This window comes from Microbulbifer maximicatervae (SeqCode) (assembly GCF_052467505.1).
Genome location: NZ_CP174313.1, coordinates 1,561,692 through 1,585,531, shown reverse-complemented (window position 1 = coordinate 1,585,531; position 23,840 = coordinate 1,561,692). Strand labels below are relative to the sequence as shown.

The 23,840-nt window shown below is 46.3% G+C and carries 18 protein-coding genes; 11 read left to right on the top strand and 7 right to left on the bottom strand.

The window, feature by feature from the left end; all coding sequences use genetic code 11:
• The first annotated feature begins 14 nt into the window (after positions 1-14).
• On the top strand, positions 15-2,378 hold the full coding sequence (locus ACJJIN_RS07090; RefSeq protein ID WP_444897484.1) for a M1 family metallopeptidase: 2,364 nt from the start codon (positions 15-17) through the stop codon (positions 2,376-2,378).
• 107 nt (positions 2,379-2,485) lie between these two features.
• On the top strand, positions 2,486-2,971 hold the full coding sequence (locus tag ACJJIN_RS07085; protein WP_444897483.1) for a DUF6702 family protein: 486 nt from the start codon (positions 2,486-2,488) through the stop codon (positions 2,969-2,971).
• A gap of 170 nt (positions 2,972-3,141) precedes the next feature.
• Here ACJJIN_RS07085 and ACJJIN_RS07080 read toward each other — a convergent pair whose 3' ends face one another.
• The 4 genes from ACJJIN_RS07080 to ACJJIN_RS07065 form a co-directional block, all read right to left on the bottom strand.
• Positions 3,142-3,699, bottom strand: coding sequence for a hypothetical protein (locus tag ACJJIN_RS07080; protein WP_157953999.1), 558 nt, complete (start codon positions 3,697-3,699; stop codon positions 3,142-3,144).
• A gap of 552 nt (positions 3,700-4,251) precedes the next feature.
• Positions 4,252-4,467, bottom strand: coding sequence for a PD-(D/E)XK nuclease superfamily protein (locus ACJJIN_RS07075; protein ID WP_444897482.1), 216 nt, complete (start codon positions 4,465-4,467; stop codon positions 4,252-4,254).
• 162 nt (positions 4,468-4,629) lie between these two features.
• Positions 4,630-6,960: a TonB-dependent receptor gene (locus tag ACJJIN_RS07070; protein WP_444897481.1), complete on the bottom strand. Its 2,331-nt coding sequence runs from the start codon at positions 6,958-6,960 to the stop codon at positions 4,630-4,632.
• A 42-nt stretch (positions 6,961-7,002) separates the two neighbouring features.
• Complete coding sequence (locus ACJJIN_RS07065) at positions 7,003-7,725, bottom strand: DUF1826 domain-containing protein (protein WP_444897480.1); 723 nt, start codon at positions 7,723-7,725, stop codon at positions 7,003-7,005.
• Between the two features lie 630 nt (positions 7,726-8,355).
• On the opposite strand from ACJJIN_RS07065, the gene ACJJIN_RS07060 reads away from it, so the two are divergent.
• Complete coding sequence (locus ACJJIN_RS07060) at positions 8,356-10,581, top strand: S46 family peptidase (RefSeq protein ID WP_444897479.1); 2,226 nt, start codon at positions 8,356-8,358, stop codon at positions 10,579-10,581.
• A gap of 51 nt (positions 10,582-10,632) precedes the next feature.
• Here ACJJIN_RS07060 and ACJJIN_RS07055 read toward each other — a convergent pair whose 3' ends face one another.
• Positions 10,633-11,256 (bottom strand): DUF3299 domain-containing protein, encoded by a 624-nt coding sequence (locus ACJJIN_RS07055; RefSeq protein WP_444897478.1) that lies wholly within the window; start codon positions 11,254-11,256, stop codon positions 10,633-10,635.
• Between the two features lie 86 nt (positions 11,257-11,342).
• Here ACJJIN_RS07055 and ACJJIN_RS07050 point away from each other — a divergent pair, with 86 nt between their 5' ends.
• The 4 genes from ACJJIN_RS07050 to ACJJIN_RS07035 all read left to right on the top strand — a co-directional run bounded on the left by ACJJIN_RS07050 (position 11,343) and on the right by ACJJIN_RS07035 (position 15,474).
• Positions 11,343-12,080 (top strand): ABC transporter ATP-binding protein, encoded by a 738-nt coding sequence (locus ACJJIN_RS07050; RefSeq protein ID WP_444897477.1) that lies wholly within the window; start codon positions 11,343-11,345, stop codon positions 12,078-12,080.
• Entirely contained in the window at positions 12,070-13,278 is a 1,209-nt protein-coding gene (locus ACJJIN_RS07045) for an ABC transporter permease (RefSeq protein ID WP_444897476.1), read from the top strand. The genes ACJJIN_RS07050 and ACJJIN_RS07045 overlap by 11 nt, the downstream gene beginning before the upstream one ends.
• 255 nt (positions 13,279-13,533) lie before the next feature.
• Entirely contained in the window at positions 13,534-14,838 is a 1,305-nt protein-coding gene (locus tag ACJJIN_RS07040) for a S8/S53 family peptidase (protein ID WP_444897475.1), read from the top strand.
• Between the two features lie 114 nt (positions 14,839-14,952).
• Positions 14,953-15,474: a DUF4166 domain-containing protein gene (locus tag ACJJIN_RS07035; RefSeq protein WP_444897474.1), complete on the top strand. Its 522-nt coding sequence runs from the start codon at positions 14,953-14,955 to the stop codon at positions 15,472-15,474.
• Between the two features lie 68 nt (positions 15,475-15,542).
• Here the strand turns inward: ACJJIN_RS07035 and biuH are convergent, their stop codons facing one another.
• Positions 15,543-16,265, bottom strand: coding sequence for a biuret amidohydrolase (biuH, locus tag ACJJIN_RS07030; protein ID WP_444897473.1), 723 nt, complete (start codon positions 16,263-16,265; stop codon positions 15,543-15,545).
• Positions 16,266-16,867: 602 nt separating this feature from the next.
• Here biuH and ACJJIN_RS07025 point away from each other — a divergent pair.
• From ACJJIN_RS07025 to ACJJIN_RS07015, 3 genes are all read left to right on the top strand, one after another.
• On the top strand, positions 16,868-17,770 hold the full coding sequence (locus ACJJIN_RS07025; protein ID WP_444897472.1) for a prohibitin family protein: 903 nt from the start codon (positions 16,868-16,870) through the stop codon (positions 17,768-17,770).
• A 290-nt stretch (positions 17,771-18,060) separates the two neighbouring features.
• Positions 18,061-18,852, top strand: a complete 792-nt coding sequence (locus ACJJIN_RS07020) for a penicillin-binding transpeptidase domain-containing protein (protein WP_444897471.1) — start codon at positions 18,061-18,063, stop codon at positions 18,850-18,852.
• A 116-nt stretch (positions 18,853-18,968) separates the two neighbouring features.
• Entirely contained in the window at positions 18,969-19,796 is an 828-nt protein-coding gene (locus tag ACJJIN_RS07015) for a DUF2059 domain-containing protein (RefSeq protein ID WP_444897470.1), read from the top strand.
• Between the two features lie 195 nt (positions 19,797-19,991).
• On the opposite strand, the gene ACJJIN_RS07010 is transcribed toward ACJJIN_RS07015, so the two are convergent.
• Positions 19,992-21,881 (bottom strand): potassium transporter Kup, encoded by a 1,890-nt coding sequence (locus ACJJIN_RS07010; RefSeq protein WP_413662144.1) that lies wholly within the window; start codon positions 21,879-21,881, stop codon positions 19,992-19,994.
• Positions 21,882-22,185: 304 nt separating this feature from the next.
• Here ACJJIN_RS07010 and ACJJIN_RS07005 point away from each other — a divergent pair, with 304 nt between their 5' ends.
• Positions 22,186-23,826 carry an acetolactate synthase large subunit gene (locus tag ACJJIN_RS07005; RefSeq protein WP_413662143.1) on the top strand — a complete coding sequence of 547 codons (1,641 nt, stop codon included), beginning with the start codon at positions 22,186-22,188 and terminating at the stop codon, positions 23,824-23,826.
• Positions 23,827-23,840: the final 14 nt, after the last annotated feature.

Below are 23,840 nucleotides of genomic sequence, written 5' to 3'. Positions count from 1 at the left end.
TCTGAAGTAAACCAATGAATATAAAATTACTCGGCCGCTTAACTGTGGCATGGCTTGCTATGTCCGGAACCTCGGGCAGCTTTGCCGCAGATCCCCTAAATGTAACCGGTGATAAGTTCCGCCAGCTGGAGGAACTGCTGCCGACACCGAATAGTTACCGAACAGCGTCGGGAGCCCCTGGTCATGCCTATTGGCAGCAGCAGGCGGACTACGATATCAAGGTTTCATTGGATGATGATAAGCAACTGATCACTGCTTCAGAGACCATCACTTACACCAATAATTCGCCGGACACCCTGCGTTACTTGTGGGTGCAACTGGATCAAAATCGCTTCAAGCCAAATTCCTCTGGTAATTTGGCGACGCCGGTTGATATGGAAGCTATTGAACCGGACACCATTCCATTTAAGAGTTTTCGTCGTGCAGTAGTATCCGGTGAATTCCCAGGCGGATACCAGATTACTAAAGTGGCTGACACTCGGGGTAGGGAGCTTCGCCATACTATTGTCGATACCGGCATGCGAATTGACTTGCCCCAGCCTCTGGCCCCAGGTTCCAGCGTGAGTTTCCAGATTGACTGGGCTTACAAGGTTATTGAGCAGAAAGCACTGGGTGGGCGTTCCGGTTATGAATATTTTGAGCGCGACGATAACTACTTATACGAGATAGCCCAATGGTTCCCTCGTATGGCTGCATATAACGATGTTAGCGGCTGGCAAAACAAGCAGTTCCTGGGACGCGGCGAATTTGCGCTGGAGTTTGGGGATTATCGCGTTGCTATTGAAGTGCCAGCAGATCATATCGTTGCTGCAACCGGTGTTCTTCAAAATCCCAAGGATGTATTGACCTCCAAGCAGCGCGAGCGTTTGAGAAAGGCTCGAGTAGCCAGTAAGCCTGTGATGATTGTCACTAAGGATGAAGCGCTGGAGAACGAAAAAAGTCGTTCAAATAAGCGTAAAACCTGGGTATTTGAAGCTGAGAATGTACGTGACTTTTCTTGGGCTTCGTCACGTAAATTCCTGTGGGACGCACAGGGTTACAAGAAGGGTGGAACCGATACGATGGCTATGTCCTTCTACCCGGAAGAGGGCACTCCACTGTGGGACAAGTACTCAACAGAGTCCATTATTCATACAATAGATATTTATAACCGCTACAGTTTTGACTATCCCTATCCGGTCTCTATTTCCGTCAATGGCCCTGTGGGGGGAATGGAATACCCCATGATCACCTTCAATGGTCCGCGCCCTGAAATAGATGAGGAGGACCGCAGCAAGCGCACCTATTCCCGTCGCACCAAGTATGGGCTTATCTCGGTGATCATTCATGAAGTAGGGCATAACTACTATCCTATGATCATCAATTCTGATGAGCGCCAGTGGACCTGGATGGATGAGGGGCTGAACACTTTCGTACAGTTCCTGGCTGAGCAGGAATGGGAAGAGAAGTATCCATCCCGCCGTGGCGATGCACGAAAAATTGTCGAGTATATGAAGAGTGAAAACCAGGTTCCGATTATGACGAACTCGGAATCTGTGCTTCAGCTTGGTAACAATGCCTACGGTAAGCCTGCAGCTGCACTGAATATCCTGCGTGAATCCATTATGGGGCGTGAGTTGTTCGATTTTGCTTTCCGGGAATATGCCCAGCGTTGGAAGTTCAAACGCCCTATGCCTGCGGACTTTTTCCGCACTATGGAAGATGCATCAGGTATGGACCTGGATTGGTTCTGGCGCGGATGGTTCTACACCACTGATAATGTCGATATCAGCCTTGATGCCGTACATCATTACACCGTTGGTACACAAAATCCTGAAGTGGAAGGGCCTTGGAAGCGCGCCCAGCATAAACGGGAACCCGAGACTATCACTGTTATTGAAAATCGCGCGAAAAAGTTGACTCGAATCGTCGATGCTAAGCCGGAGTTGGAAGACTTCTATAATACTCACGATGAGTTTGACGTTTCTAATGCGGATCGCAATAGCTACCAAAGTAAACTAGAAAATCTAGAGGACTGGGAAAAAGACATGCTCAAGGTTGAGAGTAATGTCTACGTGCTGGACTTTAGCAATATTGGTGGCTTGGTGATGCCACTGTTCCTGCGGCTGGAATATGAAGATGGGAGTGTTGAGGATTTGCGTATCCCCGCTGAAATCTGGACTCGCAATGCCAAGAAGACCTCCAAAATGCTGGTGAGGGATAAGAGCAAGGTGCTTAAGTCTGTAGTGCTCGATCCCCATTGGGAAACAGCGGATGTCAATGTGGAGAACAACTTCTATCCACGTCGAATTATCAAGTCACGCCTGGAACTATTTAAGGATGAAAAGCCGCGTAACTTGATGAAGGATTGGGACGTAGAGCTTAAAGAGGAAGATTAAGCCTTGGAAGAAGTGCAGCTCTGCGGCAGTGGGCCTGGAGAGCTGCACTTAGTGCTCTTTACTTAACGTATCCACCTGAAACATTCATTGTGTTGTGGTAGTAATTGATGAAAGTTTTATTTTCCTTCTTGTTGATAGTAACGACCTCGATATTTACACTCCAGGCAAATGCACATCGCTATCATTTTGGTTTGACCGACCTCTCCGTAAACGAGCGCACTCAAACACTGGAGGTCTCCCATCGTTTTTTTGTTGCTGATATTGAAAAGGCCTTATCAATAAGTGCCAGTAAAGAATTGAATGAAGCACAAAAACAGATGGAGAGCTATGTCAATTCAAGATTCCAGATTAGCCAGGAAAATGGTGAGTTGTTGAAGCTCAATTGGGTAGGTGTGGAGTCCGATGTTCATGACATCTGGATATATCAGGAAATACCTTTGGTAGATATTTCCAGCAAAAAATTGTGTGTTAAGCAATCAATGCTCATGGAAATTGAGCAGGATCAAGTGAATACTATAAATGTCAATCGAGGTAAGAAAACCCAAAGTTACACCTTAAAACCAGGTGGGAGTAGGGTAGAGTTTGCCTTATAAGCTGGAAATTTATCAGATAGCATCTAATTTTGTGCTTGTCTGAAGAGCTGTAGTTCAGGGTTGACCTGACAGAAGACCTTTTGAAAACCGGTAACTGTCAGATCAAATCTGAACTGATGCAGTCAAAAGCAGAATAGCTCAATAGGCTATACGTCCACTCTTGAGAAAAGTTAAATTACTTGCCCCGTTACCGGCATATATATCATGGTTGTATGGGAGTTGCCGTTATGATTACTATCTTTACCAAAAAAATGAGCCATATCTAGTAGCTCCCAACCGCCTGTATTTCCATCAGTAAAAACACAGTCACTTTTATTGCCTGCTCCATGACCATTTGAGGTATGAATCATTACATGTCTCATAACTCCTAAATTTGATAGAAAACCAACGAAGCAGCCCTCCGGCAAGGTCATTAAATCGTGCAGAGTATTAACTGATCGGGTTCTGGGGGTGGCTCCAAAAATTCTATTGTAGTTATTGTTACCAGTAACATTATAGTTTTTGTTGTCCATGGTTACACTTGGGCAGTTTACACCCTTGGCGCTCCAGGCACAGTAGAGCGCAGCGTCCCAGCATTGCAAACTGCTTAGTTTTGTATAAAGGGAAAGCTCTGGTCCTGTCAGAGTGCCGTTCATGAAAGCGGGTTTCGCATTCCCCATCGCTTCAGCTAACAGACGTGTTCTTCTACCCGGTGTTTGCCCCTCAGGGATTAAGGTCATTAGTGGCATTTTTGTTCCTTATTTTTATGCTTAGAAGTTGTTTTCTAAATGTTAATGCACCAAATGAATCGCATTGAAGCCATGATAAATGAATGGCGGACCTAACTGTTAGAAAAAAGTGCTATTTGTAATGCTGTGTTTTAGTAGGCTAATGGCAATCTATAGATATGACTCTTTATTTTATATTTTTCGATTAATAGGTTGTGCTTTATGGTGGTGTGAGTCGTAAAATCCTACTAGGTAGCAGAAATATAATTTTCGCTGCAAGCTTTCAGCTTGAGTAGATGTGTTTCTGATGATAATTCCTGTGTGTTATTAGCAGCTTGGTGTTTCCTGGGGGCTGGGGAAATAGGATCATTGTAGTTTTATTAAGTTAAAGTAATAGTTAATGGCAAACCTTTTCTGTTTTTTAATGGCGGTGGGGTAGTGTTCGCGGTTGTGTGTTTGATCTTCAACCTGGCGCTACATAATATCAACCTAAGCTTTTACATTACTTGAAGTTTATTGTTGTAATTTTTTTGTGATGCTTTTGGGTGTTGGCAGACGCTGGGTACTTTGGGATTATATTTCCTTACGCGCTTGCTTAAACCAGCTAAGTATTTTCTGGTGGTGCTCTGTTCCATATAAAAGAATAAAGTTGCGGGTATGGTAGTTGCTGTTGTCTTGCAGCGCGCGGATGCGTTCATCAGCAAATCCTGGAGTTAGCTCAATGCCGCACTCTATCGTAATGCAATGCAGCCACGCGTTGTAATTCTCGGGTACTATTGACTGGGTCATATTAATTCCTAGTTAGATACTTGGTGTCTATAGATCCAGGGGAAGCTCTTGTGAGAATGTAGGGACATTCCTCAGTTCTTATTGAGAGTTGTTTGTGTATGAAAAACCACCAGCAATAATTTTTGTTGGTGGTTTTACCGATATACTAGATCCTATTCCTAACTAGAAGCTGCCCCGTAATCCAATACTAAAGCTCCGCCCCGGCAGTGGAGCAAGTTCTTTTAGGAAGGACGAATGCACATAAGCTAACTCGTCCGTCAGGTTATTAGCCTTAAGGTAAACGGTCAGGTTGTTTGGGTTCCCTAGAAAAGTGTACGCAAGCTCAGTATTCAAAAGTGTGTAAGCAGCGGTGGCGGTTTCCAGTTCTGCTACTTTGGTTTGCTTAAACGCATGCGTAATCTCAATCCCTGCATCCCATCCATTGGAACTATAATTTAGCATGCCGCCCAATCGCATAGGTGGGATGCGAGGCAGATTACCTCCGTCATCCAGCTTTCCTCGAACAGTGTCGCCCCACAGTGTCAGTGTGAGAGGCTTGGATAATTGCCAGGCAAATTCAGCTTCTAGACCGTAGAGTGTCGAATCCGCTTGATCGAAGACATAAACCGGCAGTTCGCCATGATCATGACTCTCTTCTTCCTGTTCGTGATCGTGTTCTTCAAAGTCTTCGCTGGTGTAGCCCGTATTGCGTTCGTAGTAGAAATTATCTATCTGGTTGTAGAATAAGTTCAGTACCCAGCCGATATTTCCTGAATGCCTGCGAAAGCTCAAGTCAATGTTGTTGGATACTTCTTCATCAACATTGTTCTCATAGTAAAAATAGGGCTCTTCTGTGTCATCATCCGGTTTAAAGAGCGCGCCGACTTCGAAACTACTGGTGCCGATATGGGGGCCATACGAGAAAAGTTCAGCGGCGCTGGGGGCCCGTTGTGCGTGGGTAAAAGAGATCCCGGCATTGTAATTGGCGGCGATATCCCAGACCAAGCCAGCAGAAACGCTATAGGGCGTGAAAGCCAGTTTATCGAGATTTTCTCCTTCCCATTCATCATCGGCAGCTTCAACCGTGACTCTTTCGACACGGGCCCCTAGTTGCCAGAGGAATTCACCCGTGTGCTTTTCTTGTATCAGCCCAATTGCTGAGCTTTCTGTTGTACTCGGCGGAGTGAACGCCTCTTCGCCTATTGCTTCAAAATCGGTGGTTTTGCTTTCCAGGGTTATTGCACCACGCCAGCCGGCCATATCTTGCAGCAGCAGGTTGACCCGTGCTTGCAGTGTTTGATTACTGAATGTCGTACCGATAGCGTTGTTTTCGATCTCAGAATGTTCGTAGTCTGTGTAGCCAATTCTGGCATCCAGGCCGCTCAACCATGGGTTATCCAGTGACAGTTCGCTAGCCAATTGCCAGCGGTCCTGTTTCAAGTCAGAGACTACTTCTAACTCTTCTTCATGCTCGTCATGATGCTCTGACTCATCTTCCTCGTGTTCCTCATGTTCTTCAGCGTGCGAATGGCTGTGCCCGGGAATACTGTTAATTCGCTCCAGGCGTCCATAGGCAAGGCCGATTGAACCATTATCTAAAAACCAGTTGCCACCGATGTTGAACCCTTTGCTTTTTGAGTCACTGTTCTCTAATACCCCACTGGATTCTTCGCCATAGTCGCTTGAGGTGGGAATTTCATAGTTGTCACCTTTGCGCCAGAAACTGTCCACGTGATACGCGAGCTGATCATTGCCGCCGGTATGAGCCAGCGAGGCTTCGCGCTCATCTGCCACGGTATTGCTGCCCAGCGAGTAAGCGGTCCTGTTTTCACTAGAGGTAGGGATCCGCTCATCTACAACATTGACTACGCCACCAATGGCTCCTGAACCATAAAATAAAGTGGCAGGCCCCCGCAGGATTTCTATCTGCTCTGCAGTAATGGTCTCAGTGGCGACGACATGGTCTGGGCCAACTCGGGAGGCATCAGCGCTATCGAGCCCATTTTGGGTAATCAGAACGCGGGGGCCGTTGAGTCCGCGGATAATGGGACTACTGGCTACTGGTCCAAAGTAACTGGAATGAACCCCTACTTCATTCTTGAGGGTTTCTCCCAAAGTGGAGGCTTGTTTTCGACGCAGCTCTTCGCCGGCTACCACTGTTACTGGTTGTGCTGATTCAATGGTCGAAGCATGTAATGGCGTGGCTGTTACGTCAATTTGCTCGATAACAGTGTGTTGCAAGGTAACCTTCAGGGGCTCATCCTGACCAGCTTGTAAAATTACTGTCTTATGGCTGTGCCCCGGGGCATTGATATGGATCTCGCGGAGCTGTGAAGTATTCACCTCAAGTGAAAATCGGCCCTGCGCATCTGTTTGTGCCTGCTGTCTACTTCCCGCGACTTCAATACTAGCGCCATAGATGGGCTCTCCAGAAGAATCTAATACCTGGCCGGAAATCCCATGGGCCAGGTTAGATAGGGTCATCAGTGCGAAAAGGTTCGCAGTAAGTTTCATGAGTTATTCCTTATAAGATTTTTACGTCCAAGTGCACGCTAGTTACTCGTCGGCGGACCCGAAATCGAAAGTGAGTAGCAGTCGCAGTTGGCCGGGCTCGACACTCGGCGAGCAGTGGATTAGACCGGCCCCTTCATTGCCCTCCCAGAGTTCGCCTTTGAGAAGGGCAACCGAGCCGCATGCCAGGTGATTGATGGAAGTAGAAGGAAATTCCTGGTTGGCCTTCAAGTCGAGTGTATGAGGGGCAATAGAGTCTGGAGTCAGCCACTCTGTACCTGTACCTAAATATGTCGTAATCAATCGGCAGGGCACCCGATCTACATGAAACTTGGGGCACATTGCACCGTTCAGGGTTGTTAAACGAATACCGACTCCACTTAGCTCAAATAGGTAACTGAACATGTCTGCCAGTAGCTGGATATCAGCACATAAGTGCGGGTAGGGAACAAGCTCTGGCAATGCTTCACCGAGGTGCTCGATCTTGGAGGTGGGTAATAGAATCCTGCGGTTGGGGTGTACACCACTATTTAAGAGGGTGCGGCAATCACTGGCTATGCTACTGGGCAGTTCCCGTTGCCAGATGGCCATATTGATATCAGCTTGGAAAATATCTGTTAAAACTTCTCCATTATCTGCAGACACGGCCCGACGGATATTTGGCAGGTCTGCCTCTGACAGTCCTTCCTCTTTCGGAGCCAGTTCAGCACTTGGAGTTTGTGTGATAAGTGTCTCATGGCTTCTTTCTGTAAAGTCAGTCAGGCTCAAGCTAATCTCCAATTAAGTAACTTCGGCTAATAAACACAATTTTCAGGGGGGTTAATTGCTTTGCTCTCTGCTGTGGCGGGCGCTGCAATGCCTAAATTCCTCACTCGCACTACCCACCCCTCAATTCGGGCTATGATATAACATATCACATTGAGGATGGTCGGCCTAGGCAACCTCCAACATTGGGATGAGTTAAGCTTAAAGACCGAATTCATCGGGAGTTCTGACAGCTGGAGGGAACCTTGGTGAGGCGTATTGACCACTGCCTGGCGCAAGTAGATTATTCGGCGATGTTCTTTTTAGCAGAAAAACTGTTTATCGCAGATTTCTTTCTTGCTGTCGTCGTAATTCACATTTTGCTCAGATTTGATTGAATCAAAATGATACGGTATATCAAATGTGTATTTATGGTTTATCCCACTTGAGTGGAGGAGCCAGGGAAATAATGGCAATGATTGGCCGGATTTAGCTAGGGGTGCAGCTTCGTGCCGGCCTGCAGCCGGGGAGGGTGTGTTACTCTGTCAGCCTGCCGTGTTTATGAGTGAATTTTCGGTGTACCGGAAAAGGCAGGGTTAGCGTTGGGAAGTACCCAAAATTAACCTGTTATTTTTTAAATATTGCTGAGTAAATATGAAAATAAATAATTCTATTGTTTACGGGGTTGCAACTGCTGCACTACTCGCTGGAGCCAGTTACTCCAGCCTTGCTGCAGAGAAAGAAAGTGTTTCGACCGAGGGGATGTGGCAGCCTCACCAGTTGCCTGAATTGTCCAAGGAGCTTCGCAGTCATGGCCTCGAGCTGGACCCAGCCAGCATGACCAAGCTTACTGAATTCCCTATGAATGCGGTGATTAGCCTGGGGGGGTGTTCCGCTTCCTTTGTCTCTCCCACGGGATTGGTGATTACCAACCACCACTGCGCCTACGGTTCAATTTCATACAATTCAACTGAATCCAAGGATTTACTGGCTGAAGGTTTCCTGGCCGGAGATTTGTCTGAAGAGCTGCCTGCTGCACCGGGCTCCCGCGTCTACGTCACCGTTGCAATGAACGAAGTAACGGACAAGGTTAACGAACGCCTGACAGATGAGATGGATGGTGCTGCACGTTTTGCCGCAATCGAAGAAGCGGAGAAGGCGCTGGTTTCCGAGTGTGAAAAAGATCCGGGCCATCGCTGTGAGGTCTATAGCTACTACGGCGGTTTGAATTACTACCTGGTTAAGCAGCTGGAAATCCGCGATGTGCGTTTGGTTCATGCGCCGGCGTCTTCGATTGGCAAATTCGGCGGCGATATCGATAATTGGATGTGGCCTCGCCATACCGGCGATTACGCTTTCTACCGCGCCTATGTTGGCAAAGATGGTAAACCGGCTGATTATTCCAAAGATAATGTCCCTTACGAGCCCAAGCACTACCTGCCCGTAGCGGCAAAAGGCCCTAAGGAAGGCGATTTTGTGATGGTTGCCGGTTACCCTGGCCGCACTAATCGCTATCGCACCGCCCAGGAAGTGGAAAGTAACTTTAATTGGTATTACCCAAACATGCAGCGGGTATTGGGTGAGTGGTCAGAAACGATTGGTGCGGCTACCGCCGACAATAAAGATGCAGAGTTAAAGTATGCAAGCCTCGTGGCAGGTTTGAATAATTACTCTAAAAACTTTACCGGCATGATGGAGGGTTACCAGCGTAGCGATCTATTGCAGCGTAAAGAAAAGCTGGAAAAAGATTTGCAAGCTTGGGTGGATTCAGACAAGGCCCGCGAGAAAAAATACCAGTCGACGATCGATGATCTCGAGGCGCTGGTTGTAGAAAAAGAATCAACCCGTGAGCAGGACCTGGCCATCGATTATATGGATCGTTCAGCCATGCTGGGTGCCGCGAGCAAACTGTATCGATTGGCCAAAGAGAACGAAAAACCGGATGCTGAGCGCAAGCCGGGTTATCAGGAGCGGGATCTAACCCGATTCAAAGAGGGCATGCGTCGTATAGAGCGCAGCTATCACCCATCAGTCGACAAGCAGATCTGGCTTTACTTCCTGGACCGTTACCAGGCGCTCCCTAAGGAGCAGCGTATAGCCAGCTTTGATCGTTACTTGAATATCGGCAAAGGCAATACTGACTTAGAGGCAACTCTCGACAAAATGTATAAGGAAACAGAGCTTTCCAATGTCGAGGTACGTGAAGCGTGGATCGGTAAAAAGCCCGAAGACTTCAAAGAGAGCAAGGATCCGTTTATCCAGCTGGCAGTGGCCATGTACGATGATATGCTTGCCCGTGAAGAGCATGAGGAGTCCATGAAAGGGCGCTTCGCCCAATTGCGCCCACAGTATATGGAGATGCTGATTGATTATTACCACTCACTGGGTAAGCCGGTTTATCCTGATGCAAATAGCTCCCTCCGCGTGACCTATGGTTTGGTCAAAGGCTATGAGCCACCAGCAGGTACGATTAAGAAGGCCGCTGACGGCAATGACGGTAAGCAAGGTTTTGTACCCTTTACAACTTTGCGTGGCATTAAGGCCAAGTACACAGGTGAGGCTCCCTTTGATGCCCCTAAGGCTTTGATGGAAGCTATCGATAAGAAGAGCTATGGCCGTTACTATGAAAAGCAGCTGGATTCGGTGCCGGTTAATTTCTTAAGTACCGTAGATATTACGGGCGGTAACTCAGGATCTCCGACAATGAATGGTCGCGGCGAGCTGGTGGGAGTCGTATTTGACGGAACCTACGATAGTATCAATGCTGATTGGGACTTCACCGATAGCACCCGGGCGATTCATGTCGACATCGCTTACATTCTCTGGGTAATGGAGAATATCGACGGTGCCGGATACCTGGTTCGGGAGATGGGCCAATAGCCGGCAATCGATGAAGTAGTGTCCTCGGGTGAGCAGCGCTCGCCGGGGACATTATTCTGTGTAAGGTTGTATGTTATCCACTTCCATACTGTAAGCCGCAGTTCCGAACTCGCTTTCTATTTTCAATGTTCTCAGTTTCCCTTCTATAGAGAAAGGTTCATGCAGAGCGTCAACTTGAACCCCCTCAGGAAAACTGCCATGGATAACCTGATTTGGGGGTGGGGGCGGCAGGTGGATACAGGCTCCGAAGTAGGGAACAAAAAGGAAATTGGAAATTGTTAATTCGTCATTGAATTCAATTGGAACTATAAACCCAGAAATACGTATCTGTTGGTTGTCGAACTCTGGTTTTATTCGGGTGGAAGTCAAAGCGGCTTGGTAGCGGCTTTCATTTTCGCTCGTAGTGGCAATAGCTGATGTGTTAGGCATTGAGTCGGCAGTGGAGCCTTCAACAATATCATCTATGTATTCTGGTGGGTTGAGTAACGCATCCAGATCATCTTTTGGGATTAACTCTTCCCAGCTGACTTCACGATAATTGATACTTACCTGTTTGACTTGAGTATCTTCAGCGACTGGCGCTGAAACTTGATTGGTTTCAACTGGGCTATCACAGCCAGCTACGAGTAGTACGATTGCCAGGGTGCAGGCTGATGAGAAGAGATATCTGTTCATGGCTGGGGTTTATTTATCGCATTAAATGATTTGATATATCATTATATATCTGTTTGCAAAAATCCATGCTGCAAATGAGGTGCAAGATGAATGCTTTCACTACGAAATTGAAACTAGCGGTTGAAGTGGAGCAGCTGCGCTTCGCCTATCGTACAGGTCCTTCGGTTTTAGAGGTCCCTTATTGGTCAGTGCCTGTCGGTGAGCAGGTATTTTTACGTGGCCGCTCCGGTAGTGGTAAATCAACACTGCTGAACCTCCTGGCCGGTATTCTGTCAACAAAAGTTGGAAGCCTTAAGGTTCTGGGTCAACCACTGGGTACACTGAGTGAGCGCAAGCGGGATCGCTTCAGGGCGAGACATATTGGCGTTGTATTTCAGCGCTTTAACCTAATTCCCTATTTGAGTGTGGAGGACAATATTCGTGTCGCTACCCACTTTTCTGGTTTCCGTGGCGATTTTCGCGGCAGGGTTAATGAGCTGCTAACGGGGCTCTGTTTAGGAGAGGAAATTTTACCCAAGAAAGTGGCCAGCTTGAGTGTCGGACAGCAACAGAGGGTGGCAATCGTGCGGGCATTGATCAATGAACCGCAGTTATTGCTGGTTGATGAGCCTACATCTGCTTTGGACTCTGAAGCGAGAGATGCTTTTGTCCAGTTGTTGATGACTGCATGTCAGCAAAAGAAATGCACTCTGATCTTTGTCAGCCACGATAGCTCTTTGGAACGACACTTCCCTCTGGTTATGGATATGCGCGAAATAAATATTGCCTGGAAACTTAGGCCCGAGTGGGACACTGTACCGGAGGCTTTAGCCGATGTTTTTTAAACTTGCTTGGCAAAGCCTGATGCAGCGTAAGGGTAGTGTGTCACTGGCCGTATTGTCTGTAGCAATCAGTTTGATTCTAATGTTGGGGATCGAGCAGTTGCGAAGCCATACTAAAAACAGCTTTAGTCGAACTGTGTCAGGAGTAGACCTTATTGTTGGGGCGCCTACGGGACAATTGAATCTCTTGTTATACAGCGTATTCCACATTGGGAATGCCAGTAATCATATTTCATGGGATAGCTACCAGGAACTTTCTCACTTACCCCAGGTAGGTTGGGCGATACCCCTATCCCTGGGGGATTCGCACCAAGGTTACAGGGTGGTGGGAACCTCAACGGGATTTCTCGATCACTATCGGTATGGGAATAAGAGGCCATTGGAGCTATCAACCGGCCAGAATTTTATCGATACTTTTAGTGTCATATTGGGGGCGGAGGTCGCTCGGGAACTCAACTACCAACTTGATGACACTCTCACATTGGCGCACGGTTTGGTTGGAACGCGCTTTACTGAGCACGGTGAAAACCCCTTTATCGTTAGTGGCATACTCAAGCCTACTGGTACACCAGTAGATCGAGCACTCTATGTAAGCTTGGCGGGACTGGAAGCCGTTCATGGTGCTGATGCGGAGCACGATGATCTGGTGCCTAATAACATTACTGCCTTCTTATTCGGGCTTAATTCCCCTATAGCTACATTTCAGGTACAGAGAAAAATAAACGAATATTCGAAGGAGCCGCTGCTGGCAATATTGCCGGGCATTGCACTATCGGAGCTTTGGCAGATATCCGGTGGTATAGAAAAGGTATTATTTTTTGTCTCAGCTATGGTGGTTTTGGCTGCATTACTTGGCTTATGTATCTTACTACTTTCCACGATGCGCGAGCGCAGACTGGAGATAGCACTACTGAGAACTGTAGGTTCTGGCCCTTTGTTTTTATTCCTATTGATCCAGACTGAGGCATTTTTGGTTTTACTTTTAGGTGCGACAATTGCTGTTTCTGGATTGGTAATGGGAGGCTGGCTGGTTGAGCCAATTCTGATAGATAAATTTGGAATCTATTTGGACGGCGTTGTTATAGGCGAACATACGATTGTGCTTTTAGCTTTAGTACTGGTAAGCACATTAATTGTGGCTGCTATTCCCGCTATAAGTGCATGCCGCCAGTCTTTGGGGGATAGTGATCTTCTGCATTGACTAGAAGCTGAGGCCGAGCCAAATTCAGAGTAAGACTTTCTCTAGATTTTGATGTCAGAGGTAACCGAATATCTTTTATTTTATGGGCGATATTAGCTTTGTAATTTCTATATATTTGCTTTGTTGCCTTTCCTCACCATTCGTGATCCTATTTCCAGGCTGCGAGCTTTTCCTGTCACTGGGACTATTTATATCCCGTGGCTTGTAGCAGCCTACAAACACTATCTAATAATTTTTCATGACAAGGAAATAGTTTTGAATAGGATAATACTAACAATCTTAATGTTGCTGGGTAGCCTCAATATATTTGCTTCAACCCCAGATATTGAGCAGGCCAGAGATTCCTTAGAGATTGTGAAAGAATTAACCCCCTGGCCTTGGGAAGAGCCGGTAACTCCAATTATTGAAGAGTATCTGGCAGCTGATTTTGATCAATATTCGGGAATGGCAAAATCCCACTATATGGTTGATGAGCTGCTGATGCACAAGTGGGGTCAGTCAATCACAGAATTTATTGTATTAGCCGAGCTTCTGTACACGTTTCAGCCAGAAGATTACCAGAATCAGTATAGGTCAGAATTTGATGCGGCTATTGCTGACCTGAATCTCTTCAGGTTGGCAATTAATGAGTTACTGCTTCCCCATGTACCCGGTTATAAACTGAAACAGCAAATTTTGACTAAACGCTTTGATGGCGAGGGTATGGTAATTGCTGTCTTTGATTTGTTTGATCCGACACGCTTACAAGAGCAGCGCGAACAGTATCCCAATATTGAAGCAGAAGTTGCATTTGGTGATCCCATTACTTTCCTTCATGGTAACACCGTAATTGATATCATTTTGGATATTGCTCCGAAGGCGACTATTGTACCCGTTAGTGCCGAGAGCAAAACTTATAATGATGCAATGGCCTATATGCGGTATCGAGATGACATTAGTGTGATCAATATGAGCCGTGCATTTCATATCACCAATGACCAACTCGACCCAGAGTTTGCAGAGCATCTTTCCGCTATTTTACAAAGTAAGATTTTTACCAAGTCACTGGGGAATACAGGTACAGATCTTGAGCATAACAACACCGATGTGAGAGAGCGCTTGGAGCTACCACCACTCGGCAGCTTCTTTACCTATGACCTGGATTTAATCAGGGCATTCCTTGCTCAGAACGAAGGGCAAGCCGGTGCTGAGAATTTGTTTTTTGCAATCAACCTCCAGCCATTCTCAAATGAGATCTCACTTACGGCGACGGTTCCGGGTTACAACCCCTTGGCTATTAGGCAGAGCTTTGCTATTGCCGGCGATGCAGTATATTCAGCTTCCAGTCAAAACTTTGAGTCTGGTAGCTCTTTTGCCGCGCCTCAACTAGCGGCTGTCAGTCTATTGCTCCTTGAAATGGCAGACTATTATGGCCTTAGCAGGGTAGAAGCTGCTCAAATAGTGAGCAAATCATTGAAAGATAATGCTCGCCGCAGTTGGTTAGGTGATCACAACACCGGGCTTGGGTTCGTTGATGCCCACCGGGCTATGAGCACTATTCTGAGAGCGAATAGCAAATAAGCTTGATTTAGTCATCGAGTTGAATGAGAGTTCGCTGGCAGGTTGAATATTTGCAACCTGCCAGTTACCTGTATAGATGGTACTGCGGGTAAAGGAAGTGAATAGGAGTGAATATTGAACATACTTTCTGCTCATATGGGGTCCTCATTCAATGAATTATCTCCACTGTTGCAATTTGCACACACTGGGGTGAAGAGGTATGAGGGTTCTGTTGTAGTCAAACGAGGTGGAGTTATTGCGAATACTATTTGTTCAATATTTAGATTCCCGAAGGCGAGTTCAAGTTCGCAGTTAGTTGTAGATTGTGGACACTTTTCCGATCGGATGGATTGGGTGAGAGATTTCGATGGGTTCAAGATGAGTTCATCATTTTATTCAGAAAAAAACTACCTGGTAGAAAAGCTCGGTCCTCTAGAAATGCAGTTTACCGCTCATAGTGTCAACGGAGCCCTCGAATATCAGTTTTCGAAAACAAAGTTGTTTGGTATACCTCTGCCAAAATTTCTTTGGCCTAAAGTCACGGCTTATGAAACAGCAAGTGAAGGGCAATATCAATTCAGTGTCAGCGTACACATGTTTCTAGTAGGGTTCATCTTGTCATATGCTGGCGAGCTGAAAGTTAAGGAGCCTGCTTGATTTAAAGCATAATTAGGGAAGAGCGACCTCTGTAACAAGCTCTACCCTAACTATCACACTTTATGTACTCACCTGTTCTTAGATGCTTCTGCTAAGCCCTTTAGGAGTTTCTCACTATCTGCATGAGCGCCAAAGACGCCCCCCTGCATAGTAATCATCTTGAGAGCCGACTCATGGTTGCCGATGTCGGTAGCCCCAGTGCAGTCTGATAGAAGCAGGCACTCGAATCCTCGATCATTTGCTTCCCTCATGGTGGTGTGTACGCATACGTCGGTTGTAACGCCCACGAGAATCAAGTTATCGATCCCTTTAAGCTTGAGTATGAGCCCGAAGTCTGTAGAAAAGAAGGTACCTTTGCCAGGCTTATCAATAATGACCTCACCAGCTTTGGGCGCTAGTTCAGGGATCACGTCCCAACCAGGTTCCCCTCTGACTAAAATACGTCCACATGGTCCTGGGTCGCCGATACCGGCAACAATTTGTCGCGAGCGCCAGCGTTTGTTTGGAGGGAGGTCAGAAAGGTCGGGGCGATGCCCCTCCCGGGTGTACATAATGTGATAGTTTTCTGCCCGCATCGCATTCAATACTTGCTGGATGGGTTCGATGGGCTTGCGCATTGCCTCCAGGTCATATCCCATCTTGTCGACATAGCCGCCGGGGCTGCAAAAGTCCACCTGCATATCAATAACCACGAGAGCGGTGTTTTCTGGCCTGAGATCCCCATTATATGGCCACTTGTATGGGTTGGCCTCGACAGGGCCATTTTTGTCCGATGAATCTGAAGTACTCATTGTCAAGGCCTCTACTTATTGATAGAGAAAGTGATTGCTAATGGATAATAGCGTTGATTGAGAGCTTGATTGAATGGCAAGGCTTTATCGGGCGCACAATTCTTGCTTAGGTGAGGCATAGCTGGATTTGCATAAGTAATAAGTGCTCATCTGGTAGTGGTTTTAGGCGTATCTCTCCTATATCTTTTATTCATGAAGGGCCAAAAATATTTTGACATATATTTTTGTGTATACGTGTCTCTTCAAGTATTTGATCAAATTTAAAAGGCGGTTTTTATTCGTATATCTAGCATTTGAAATTGCGAATGCGATTTTATTGTGCGCTAAATATCTACAAACAAGATCGCGGTTGGATAGTTGAAGCTTACTTCTATATTACGGTTCAAAGAGTTCGTTCCACTGATATGTGGAAGTGAAACGTCATACTTTTTTTATTGAAAAATTATCTATATCATCCTGCGGGTCATTTTGAGTGAATTTTAGTGGGGCTTATTTGGTACTCCCTTCTGATTTAGAAATATAGGGATTAAAGAATATCCGCTTATGTATTCATCTTTGAAGTTAAGAACCGTTTTTGGATGTAAGTAGTTAAAGGAAAGTTTGTGGAAAATCTTAAGAAGGGAATTTTCGCTGGTGTTGCATTACTGATTATTCCTATCGCCATGGGGACTGTTTTCACGGTTGACGAGGGGCACGTAGGAATTGTAAAGCGATTTGGTAAGGCAATCTCACAGGTTGATCCTGGAATTCATACGAAAGTCCCATTTATGGACAATGTGGTCGAAATCGAAGTAAGAACCCGGAAAAATGTTGAGACGATGAATGCCGCCACTGCAGAACAAATGCCGTTAAAAGCAGTGACTGCGGTGAACTGGACGGTAACTCGCAGTGCAGCCATTGATTTGTATAAGCAATATGGCGGTTTGGAACAATTTGAACAGCGGATTCTCGATCCCAGGCTGAGAAGCGCCAGTAAAGCTGGTTTGGCTGAATTCAAGGCAGAGCAGATTATCCAGAACCGGAATGCAGCAATTCGACGTATTGAGGAACTCTTGGAGGAGGAAACCAAGGGGTTGCCTATGGAATTGGGAGATGTACAGATTGAGAGCATCAGCTTGCCTCCCAAGTACATCCAATCTATTGAAACCAAGCAGACAGAGTTGAATCTGGCGGCTGCCGAAAAGCATAAATTGGAACGTCAAAAACTGGAAGCGCAACGTGAGGTGAATACTGCTAATGCGCGCCGTGATGCCACCAAAGCTAAAGCAGATGGTGAAGCCCATAAGATTCGTGTAGAGGCCGAGGCGGAAGCTTTTGCGATTCTGGAGAAAGGGGAAGCGGAAGCTGCAGCGATTAAAGCAAAAGCTGATGCGATTGCCAGAAACCATACCTTGGTTGAATATATCCGCGCGCAGCAATGGAATGGTCAAATGCCTTCAACGATTATGGGTGGCGATCAGCCAATTCTGTGGGATATGGGGAATAACTCAGACCGCAGAAATTAAGATGGCCCAAAGCTAGATTTTTGCTCGCTTTTTACACAAAAGGTTTGGCGTTTATCAATAGGAAACGCCAAGCCTAGTTTGTTCAGTTGGCAGTATTTCCTAAATTCTAAATGATGGTACAGTTATTACTTAATAAGGACTGTTTGTTAGTCTCTTAGTTACTTGACTTGCCAAGTAACTCCTCCCAATACCCGAAAGGTACTTTTCGGTGTGCTAATTACCCAGTTTATCCGGATTAAATTTATTGATGTTCCTCGGGTATTACGCACTCTAAATCAAGGAGATTCCGGTTGAAACACTTTATATGGTTTATCACTGCTGCAATATTGGTTTTTGGTGTCAGCAACTCGGTGATTGCAGAAGATGGGGGCTCATGTAGCAAGTTATGTACTTTTGTGCTCAAGAATAGTCGGACCTCAGAATATACGGTAATTAATAGGGAGAGGGCAGCCAGACAGTTCACACCATTCTCTACTTTTAAGGTTCCAAATACCCTTATTGCACTTGACTTGGGTTTAGTTGAGAACCTGTTACAAGAGCTAACCTATAATCATGACAAATACCCGGCTAAAGGGTGGTGGCCTACAATCTGGTCAGAAAGACCTTTGACAATTCGCGAAGCATTTCAAAATTCAGCGGTTCCGATCTATCAGCAATTAGCAACGGAGATTGGCGCGAAGAGAATGAATCAGTATTTGGCAGGTTTTAATTATGGTAATCGGGATGCTTCGTCTGGTATTGATACCTTCTGGCTCAATGAGAGTATCAAAATATCCGCGTTGGAGCAGGTAGACTTCCTGGAACGTTTATTTACTGGTCAATTACCTGTATCGCAGTCAGCTATAGATAAAATTAAAGAAGTGATGCTGGTAGAGGAGACTGATACCTATAAGTTATATGCAAAAACAGGAGGAGGGCCAATAGCTAAAAATAAGGCTTTAGGCTGGTATATTGGAATTGTAGAGTCCAATAACAATATTCATTATTTTGCGATTAACATAGATGGCAGCAGTTTTCGGGAAGTACAAAAGAAAAGAATTGAAATTGCCAGAAAGAAACTATCTGAGTTGGGGGTTATTTAGGCTCTTTATAGCAAAGCTGTGGTACGTCTGTTTTGCAATGGTTAGGGCTTTTTGATTGATTGTTGGGAGTCAATCGGCATAATGGCGATCAAATTCACTTTCATATGGGGCTTCCTATGGGAACTCAAACTGTAAAAGTTATATTTGCTTTATTTATCACCACCTTTTGCTCATTATGCCTGGCCGCCGATAAAGTAGCCAATTTGGATAAGCTTCTGCTTGTATCGGGTTTCACCAAGCAGGTTGAGGGGTTTCCTGAGCTAGTAAAATCTGGATTTGCGGAAGGCGTACAGCAGGGTGCACCAATTCCTCAGGATAAACTGCAAAAGATTCTTGAAAGTGCAGATAATACAATTTTGCCGTCCATCATTATGGATGAAGTGCGCTCGTCACTGAGTACTTCTTTGACCGATAAAGATGTTGAGGTCTTATTGGCTTGGTATGAGTCAGATATCGGTAAGAAAATTACTAAGGCTGAAGAGGAAGGAAGCTCTGAAGAGGCATTCCAGAATTTGATGGCTAATGCACAGCAGTTGATGGCTGACACAAAGCGCGTTGAAATGGCAACTCGTATTGATCAGCTTGTTGGTGCTACCGATATGGCGATGGAGATGCAGGCCTCTACGGGTATAGCTGTCTATTCCGCAGTGATGGCAGTGATGGCTCCCGGCCAAGAGATCAATTTAGATGCTTATAAGGCACAAATGGAAGCAATGAAGCCCCAGATGCGTCAAAATGTTGAGCAATTTGTTACTCTCTCTTTCGTGCAAACTTATCAAGGCTTCGACGATGCAAGCTTAGCGAAATATGAGAAGTTCTTGAGCCAGCCAGAAGCTAAAAAATTCAATTCCTCTTCAATGGCAGGGCTTAATAAAGCTTTAACACAAGTAATCGGCCGTTGGTCCGGTGATATGGCTTCTATACTTAAAAACGAAGCGAACTGATTATGGGGTAGGGAGCTCCTGAATATCTTTATACTTCTTAATTAGAGTATTTAGGGGGTTCTCGGCCTACCGCCTGCATCCATATTAGCTGTAAAGGAAGCAGGCGGTATGACCATCACACTTTTACCTTTCCGTTCTATACCCTAAAGTGAGTCTCATAGGCTTGTCAGTTATTTAATAAAATAGCTTGTCAATTCAAATCATTATATTTTCTTGCACTTCTACAGTCCGATTAGCTGGAATGCGGTAATAGTCGATAGCACTACTTGAATTCCTTACCATGGCGGCAAAGATCCGCTCTCGCCAATTTGCCATTTTGCTATAGCCGCCTTTAACAGGAAATATGTTATATCGGCAGGTAAAGAAAGAAGACTTACTTGGATCTATATCCAAAAGGTGCATTTTGTTGAGTTTATTTATGGCCCCTTCGACATCTGGGCGTTCCATATATCCATAACGTAATATTAGCCTGAAACATCCCTCTCTGATCTTGCTAATGATTGCTCGGTTCTTTGGGAGTACTTTTGGTGTGTTGGCCGACGTAACGGTTAGGAAAAGATTCTTTTCATGAAGGACACTATTGTGCTTCAAATTGTATATCAGGGCATGAGGTACAAAGAGTTGATTGGTTCCCACAAATATTGCAGTTCCAGGTACTCGTAATGGGGGATTATCAAAAAGTGAGTTTAAATAGGGCTCTAATTTAAAATTTTTCCCCTGTAAGTAACAATTTATCGCTTTTTTTCCATCTCTCCAAGTAATCATCAGCATCGCAATAAAGGCGGCTAAACTTATAGAGAACCACCCCCCGTGGCCTATCTTTGCCAGGTTTGAAGTAACAAAGGCAAAATCAATAAAAGCAAAGAATGAGCCGACAGCCAGGCAAATTATCAGATTGTATTTGAGGTAGTGACGATACACGATTGCTGCAATGCAGGAGGTAATCAACATTGCGCCACTCACTGATACACCATAAGCACTAGCCAGGTGGACTGAGCTTCCAAAGAGAATTGCCACCAGTATTACCGCTGTCATTAATAGGTAATTGACACCGGGCATATAGACTTGTCCCGCGAGTGCTGATGACGTGTGCCGGATGGCAAAACGGGGCATCAAGCCAAGTTGGATTCCTTGTTTTGTCAGGGAGAAGGTCCCCGAGATACAGGCCTGGGAAGCGATGCAGGTTGCTACAGTTGCAAGAATAATCATTGGGTAGAGCGACCAGTCCGGGTACATCCGGTAAAAGGGGTTGTCTACCGCAGAGGTGTCACTAATAAGTAGAGCGCCCTGTCCCATATAGTTCAACACCAGGGCGGGGAACACCAAACCTATCCAGGCAATTCTTATAGGCATACGTCCAAAATGCCCCATGTCGGTATATAGAGCCTCTCCTCCGGTAAACACCAGTAATACTGCACCTAATATCCAGAATGAAGCCATGCCATGGTTAGTGAGGAAGCTCAAAGCATGCAGCGGATTGACGGAATGGAGGATTACAGGGTTTTGGAGCACCCAGTAAAGGCCCGCGAGCAGCAAAACTAAGAACCAGATGGCGGTGATCGGGCCGAACAGTTTCCCCACGGTTTCGGTGCCGAAGCGTTGCACAAAAAACAATCCAAAGAGTATGCCGATAGAAATTGGCAGGATAAACGGTTTTAGAGTCTTGTTGACTATCTCCAGTCCTTCGACTGCGGAGAGAACGGAGATGGCTGGTGTGATAACGGCATCACCAAAAAATAGTGCCGCCCCACAGATCCCTCCGCCGATAATAAGCTTTCTTAATAATTCTCGCCCTTTTGTCGCTTCCAGGGCCAGTGTCATCAGCGCCATGATCCCACCTTCCCCTCGGTTGTCCAGGCGCATTACCAATATGACGTACTTAATAGTGACAATGAGGGTAAGTGCCCAGAAGACAGCAGAGACCCCACCAATAATGGTCTCGGTGTTATGGGGAATTCCAAACCGGGGGTGGAAAATCAGTTTAAAGGCGTAGAGTGGGCTAGTGCCGATATCACCAAATACAACCCCGAGAGCGGCAAGTGATAGAACCCAGTGTTTTCTTGCGCCTTCTGAGCGAGATTCCATTTGCAACTCTTATCATCCGGTGTCATACAAAGGCAGTGATTTAAGACTTATCAGGGAGTTTGCTGTCATCACTTGGATGGTGGATATCAGCGCGCAAGAAATTAATTTTCCCTGAGACTGATCTTAGCAATACATTGCTAAGGCACCATGTGAGCTACTGTGCAGGGTGCAAACTTACAAGCCGATAAAGTGAGATGTAAGAGAGGTATCCGCGTAATTGAGCAATCGTGACAGGCAGTTATAAAAACAGCTCTTTTGGCGGGGATCTTATTGTTAGTAAGGCGGGACTACAGGAGCCTCCCCAATGAAAGCATCGGACCTTTTTATTCGTGCCCTGGAGAAAGAGGGCGTTGAGTATATCTTCGCGATTCCTGGTGAGGAAAACCTGGATATGCTGGAGTCTTTGCGGGGCTCAAAGATAAAACTAATTGTCACGCGCCATGAACAGGGTGCCGGTTTTATGGCTGCCACCTATGGTCGGCTTACGGGCAAGCCAGGTGTCTGTATGTCTACTTTAGGTCCGGGGGCCACGAATCTGGTGACTGCCGCAGCTTATGCCCAGCTCGGTGGAATGCCGATGGTGATGGTCACCGGTCAAAAACCTATCAAAAGTTCCAAGCAAGGGCAGTTTCAGATTATTGATATTGTTGACATGATGCGCCCCCTGACCAAATTCACCAAGACAATCGTGGGGGGCGACTATGTGCCAGCTCATGTCCGTGAAGCCTTTCGGCAATCTGAAGAGGAGCGGCCGGGGGCAACCCACTTGGAATTTCCTGAAGATATTGCCCGTGAACACTCCACCATGCCGGTCTTGGAGCCCAGCTATAACCGCAGGCCAATTGCCGAAGAGAAGGCAGTGCGCAAAGCTGCAGAAGCGATTGAGGCATCCCGTAAACCTCTGCTGTTGGTGGGAGCAGGCGCAAACCGTAAATTAACCGCCAAAATGTTGCGCAAGTTTGTCGACAAGCTGGGTATTCCGGTGGTGACAACTCAGATGGGTAAGGGAGTAATTGATGAATCGGGACCGCACTTTATTGGCAATACCGCGCTATCCGACGGGGATTTTGTTCACCGGGCCATTGAGCAGGCCGACCTGATTATCAATGTGGGCCACGATGTTGTAGAAAAACCGCCTTTCTTTATGCGTCCCGGTGGCCCGGAAGTTGTACATATCAACTTCAATTCAGCGCAGGTGGATCCAGTCTACTTCCCGCAGATAGAGGTGGTTGGCGATATTGCCAACAGCTTGTGGCAGCTGGACCAGCACTTGGAACCCCAGGATCACTGGAGCTTTACCGATGCGCACCGTATCCGTGCCGCGCTTCAAAAGCACATCCAGGAGGGCTCAAATACCACCACTTTCCCAATTCGTCCGCAACGACTGGTAAAGGATCTCCGCGAAGTAATGCCGGAGAAGGGCATTATTGCGCTTGATAATGGCATGTTCAAAATCTGGTTCGCGCGGAATTATCCTGCTTTAGCCCCGAATACCGTGCTGCTCGACAACGCACTGGCAACGATGGGGGCGGGCTTGCCTTCGGCAATGGCTGCCAAGTTGGTGTGTCCAGACCGCCGTGTGGTCGCAATTTGTGGGGATGGGGGCTTTATGATGAACTCCCAGGAGATTGAAACGGCGGTTCGCTTAAAGCTTGACCTTATCGTACTTATTTTGCGCGATGATGCCTACGGAATGATCAAGTGGAAGCAGGCCATGATGGAGTTTGATAACTTTGGTCTGGATTTTGGTAACCCTGATTTTGTCGACTATGCAAAATCCTATGGTGCTCATGGCCACAGAATAACGGCCACGGATGAGTTTAAGCCGATGATAGAAAAATGTTGCAGGGCGGGTGGAGTCCATCTCGTGGATGTGCCCGTGGATTACAGCCACAACGACCGTATCCTGAATCATGAAATTCGCGAGTTGTCGAGTAAGTTGTAGGGGTAGCCGGCTCG

Excerpts from the sequence above, each read along its gene's own strand:
- ACJJIN_RS07085 (WP_444897483.1), top strand. The coding sequence starts at position 2,486 with ATGAAAGTTTTATTTTCCTTCTTGTTGATAGTAACGACCTCGATATTT.
- ACJJIN_RS07010 (WP_413662144.1), bottom strand. The coding sequence starts at position 21,881 with ATGGAATCTCGCTCAGAAGGCGCAAGAAAACACTGGGTTCTATCACTT.
- ACJJIN_RS07050 (WP_444897477.1), top strand. The coding sequence starts at position 11,343 with ATGAATGCTTTCACTACGAAATTGAAACTAGCGGTTGAAGTGGAGCAG.
- ACJJIN_RS07090 (WP_444897484.1), top strand. The coding sequence starts at position 15 with ATGAATATAAAATTACTCGGCCGCTTAACTGTGGCATGGCTTGCTATG.
- biuH (WP_444897473.1), bottom strand. The coding sequence starts at position 16,265 with ATGAGTACTTCAGATTCATCGGACAAAAATGGCCCTGTCGAGGCCAAC.
- ACJJIN_RS07075 (WP_444897482.1), bottom strand. The coding sequence starts at position 4,467 with ATGACCCAGTCAATAGTACCCGAGAATTACAACGCGTGGCTGCATTGC.
- ACJJIN_RS07005 (WP_413662143.1), top strand. The coding sequence starts at position 22,186 with ATGAAAGCATCGGACCTTTTTATTCGTGCCCTGGAGAAAGAGGGCGTT.
- ACJJIN_RS07055 (WP_444897478.1), bottom strand. The coding sequence starts at position 11,256 with ATGAACAGATATCTCTTCTCATCAGCCTGCACCCTGGCAATCGTACTA.
- ACJJIN_RS07015 (WP_444897470.1), top strand. The coding sequence starts at position 18,969 with ATGGGAACTCAAACTGTAAAAGTTATATTTGCTTTATTTATCACCACC.
- ACJJIN_RS07060 (WP_444897479.1), top strand. The coding sequence starts at position 8,356 with ATGAAAATAAATAATTCTATTGTTTACGGGGTTGCAACTGCTGCACTA.
- ACJJIN_RS07070 (WP_444897481.1), bottom strand. The coding sequence starts at position 6,960 with ATGAAACTTACTGCGAACCTTTTCGCACTGATGACCCTATCTAACCTG.
- ACJJIN_RS07045 (WP_444897476.1), top strand. The coding sequence starts at position 12,070 with ATGTTTTTTAAACTTGCTTGGCAAAGCCTGATGCAGCGTAAGGGTAGT.
- ACJJIN_RS07080 (WP_157953999.1), bottom strand. The coding sequence starts at position 3,699 with ATGCCACTAATGACCTTAATCCCTGAGGGGCAAACACCGGGTAGAAGA.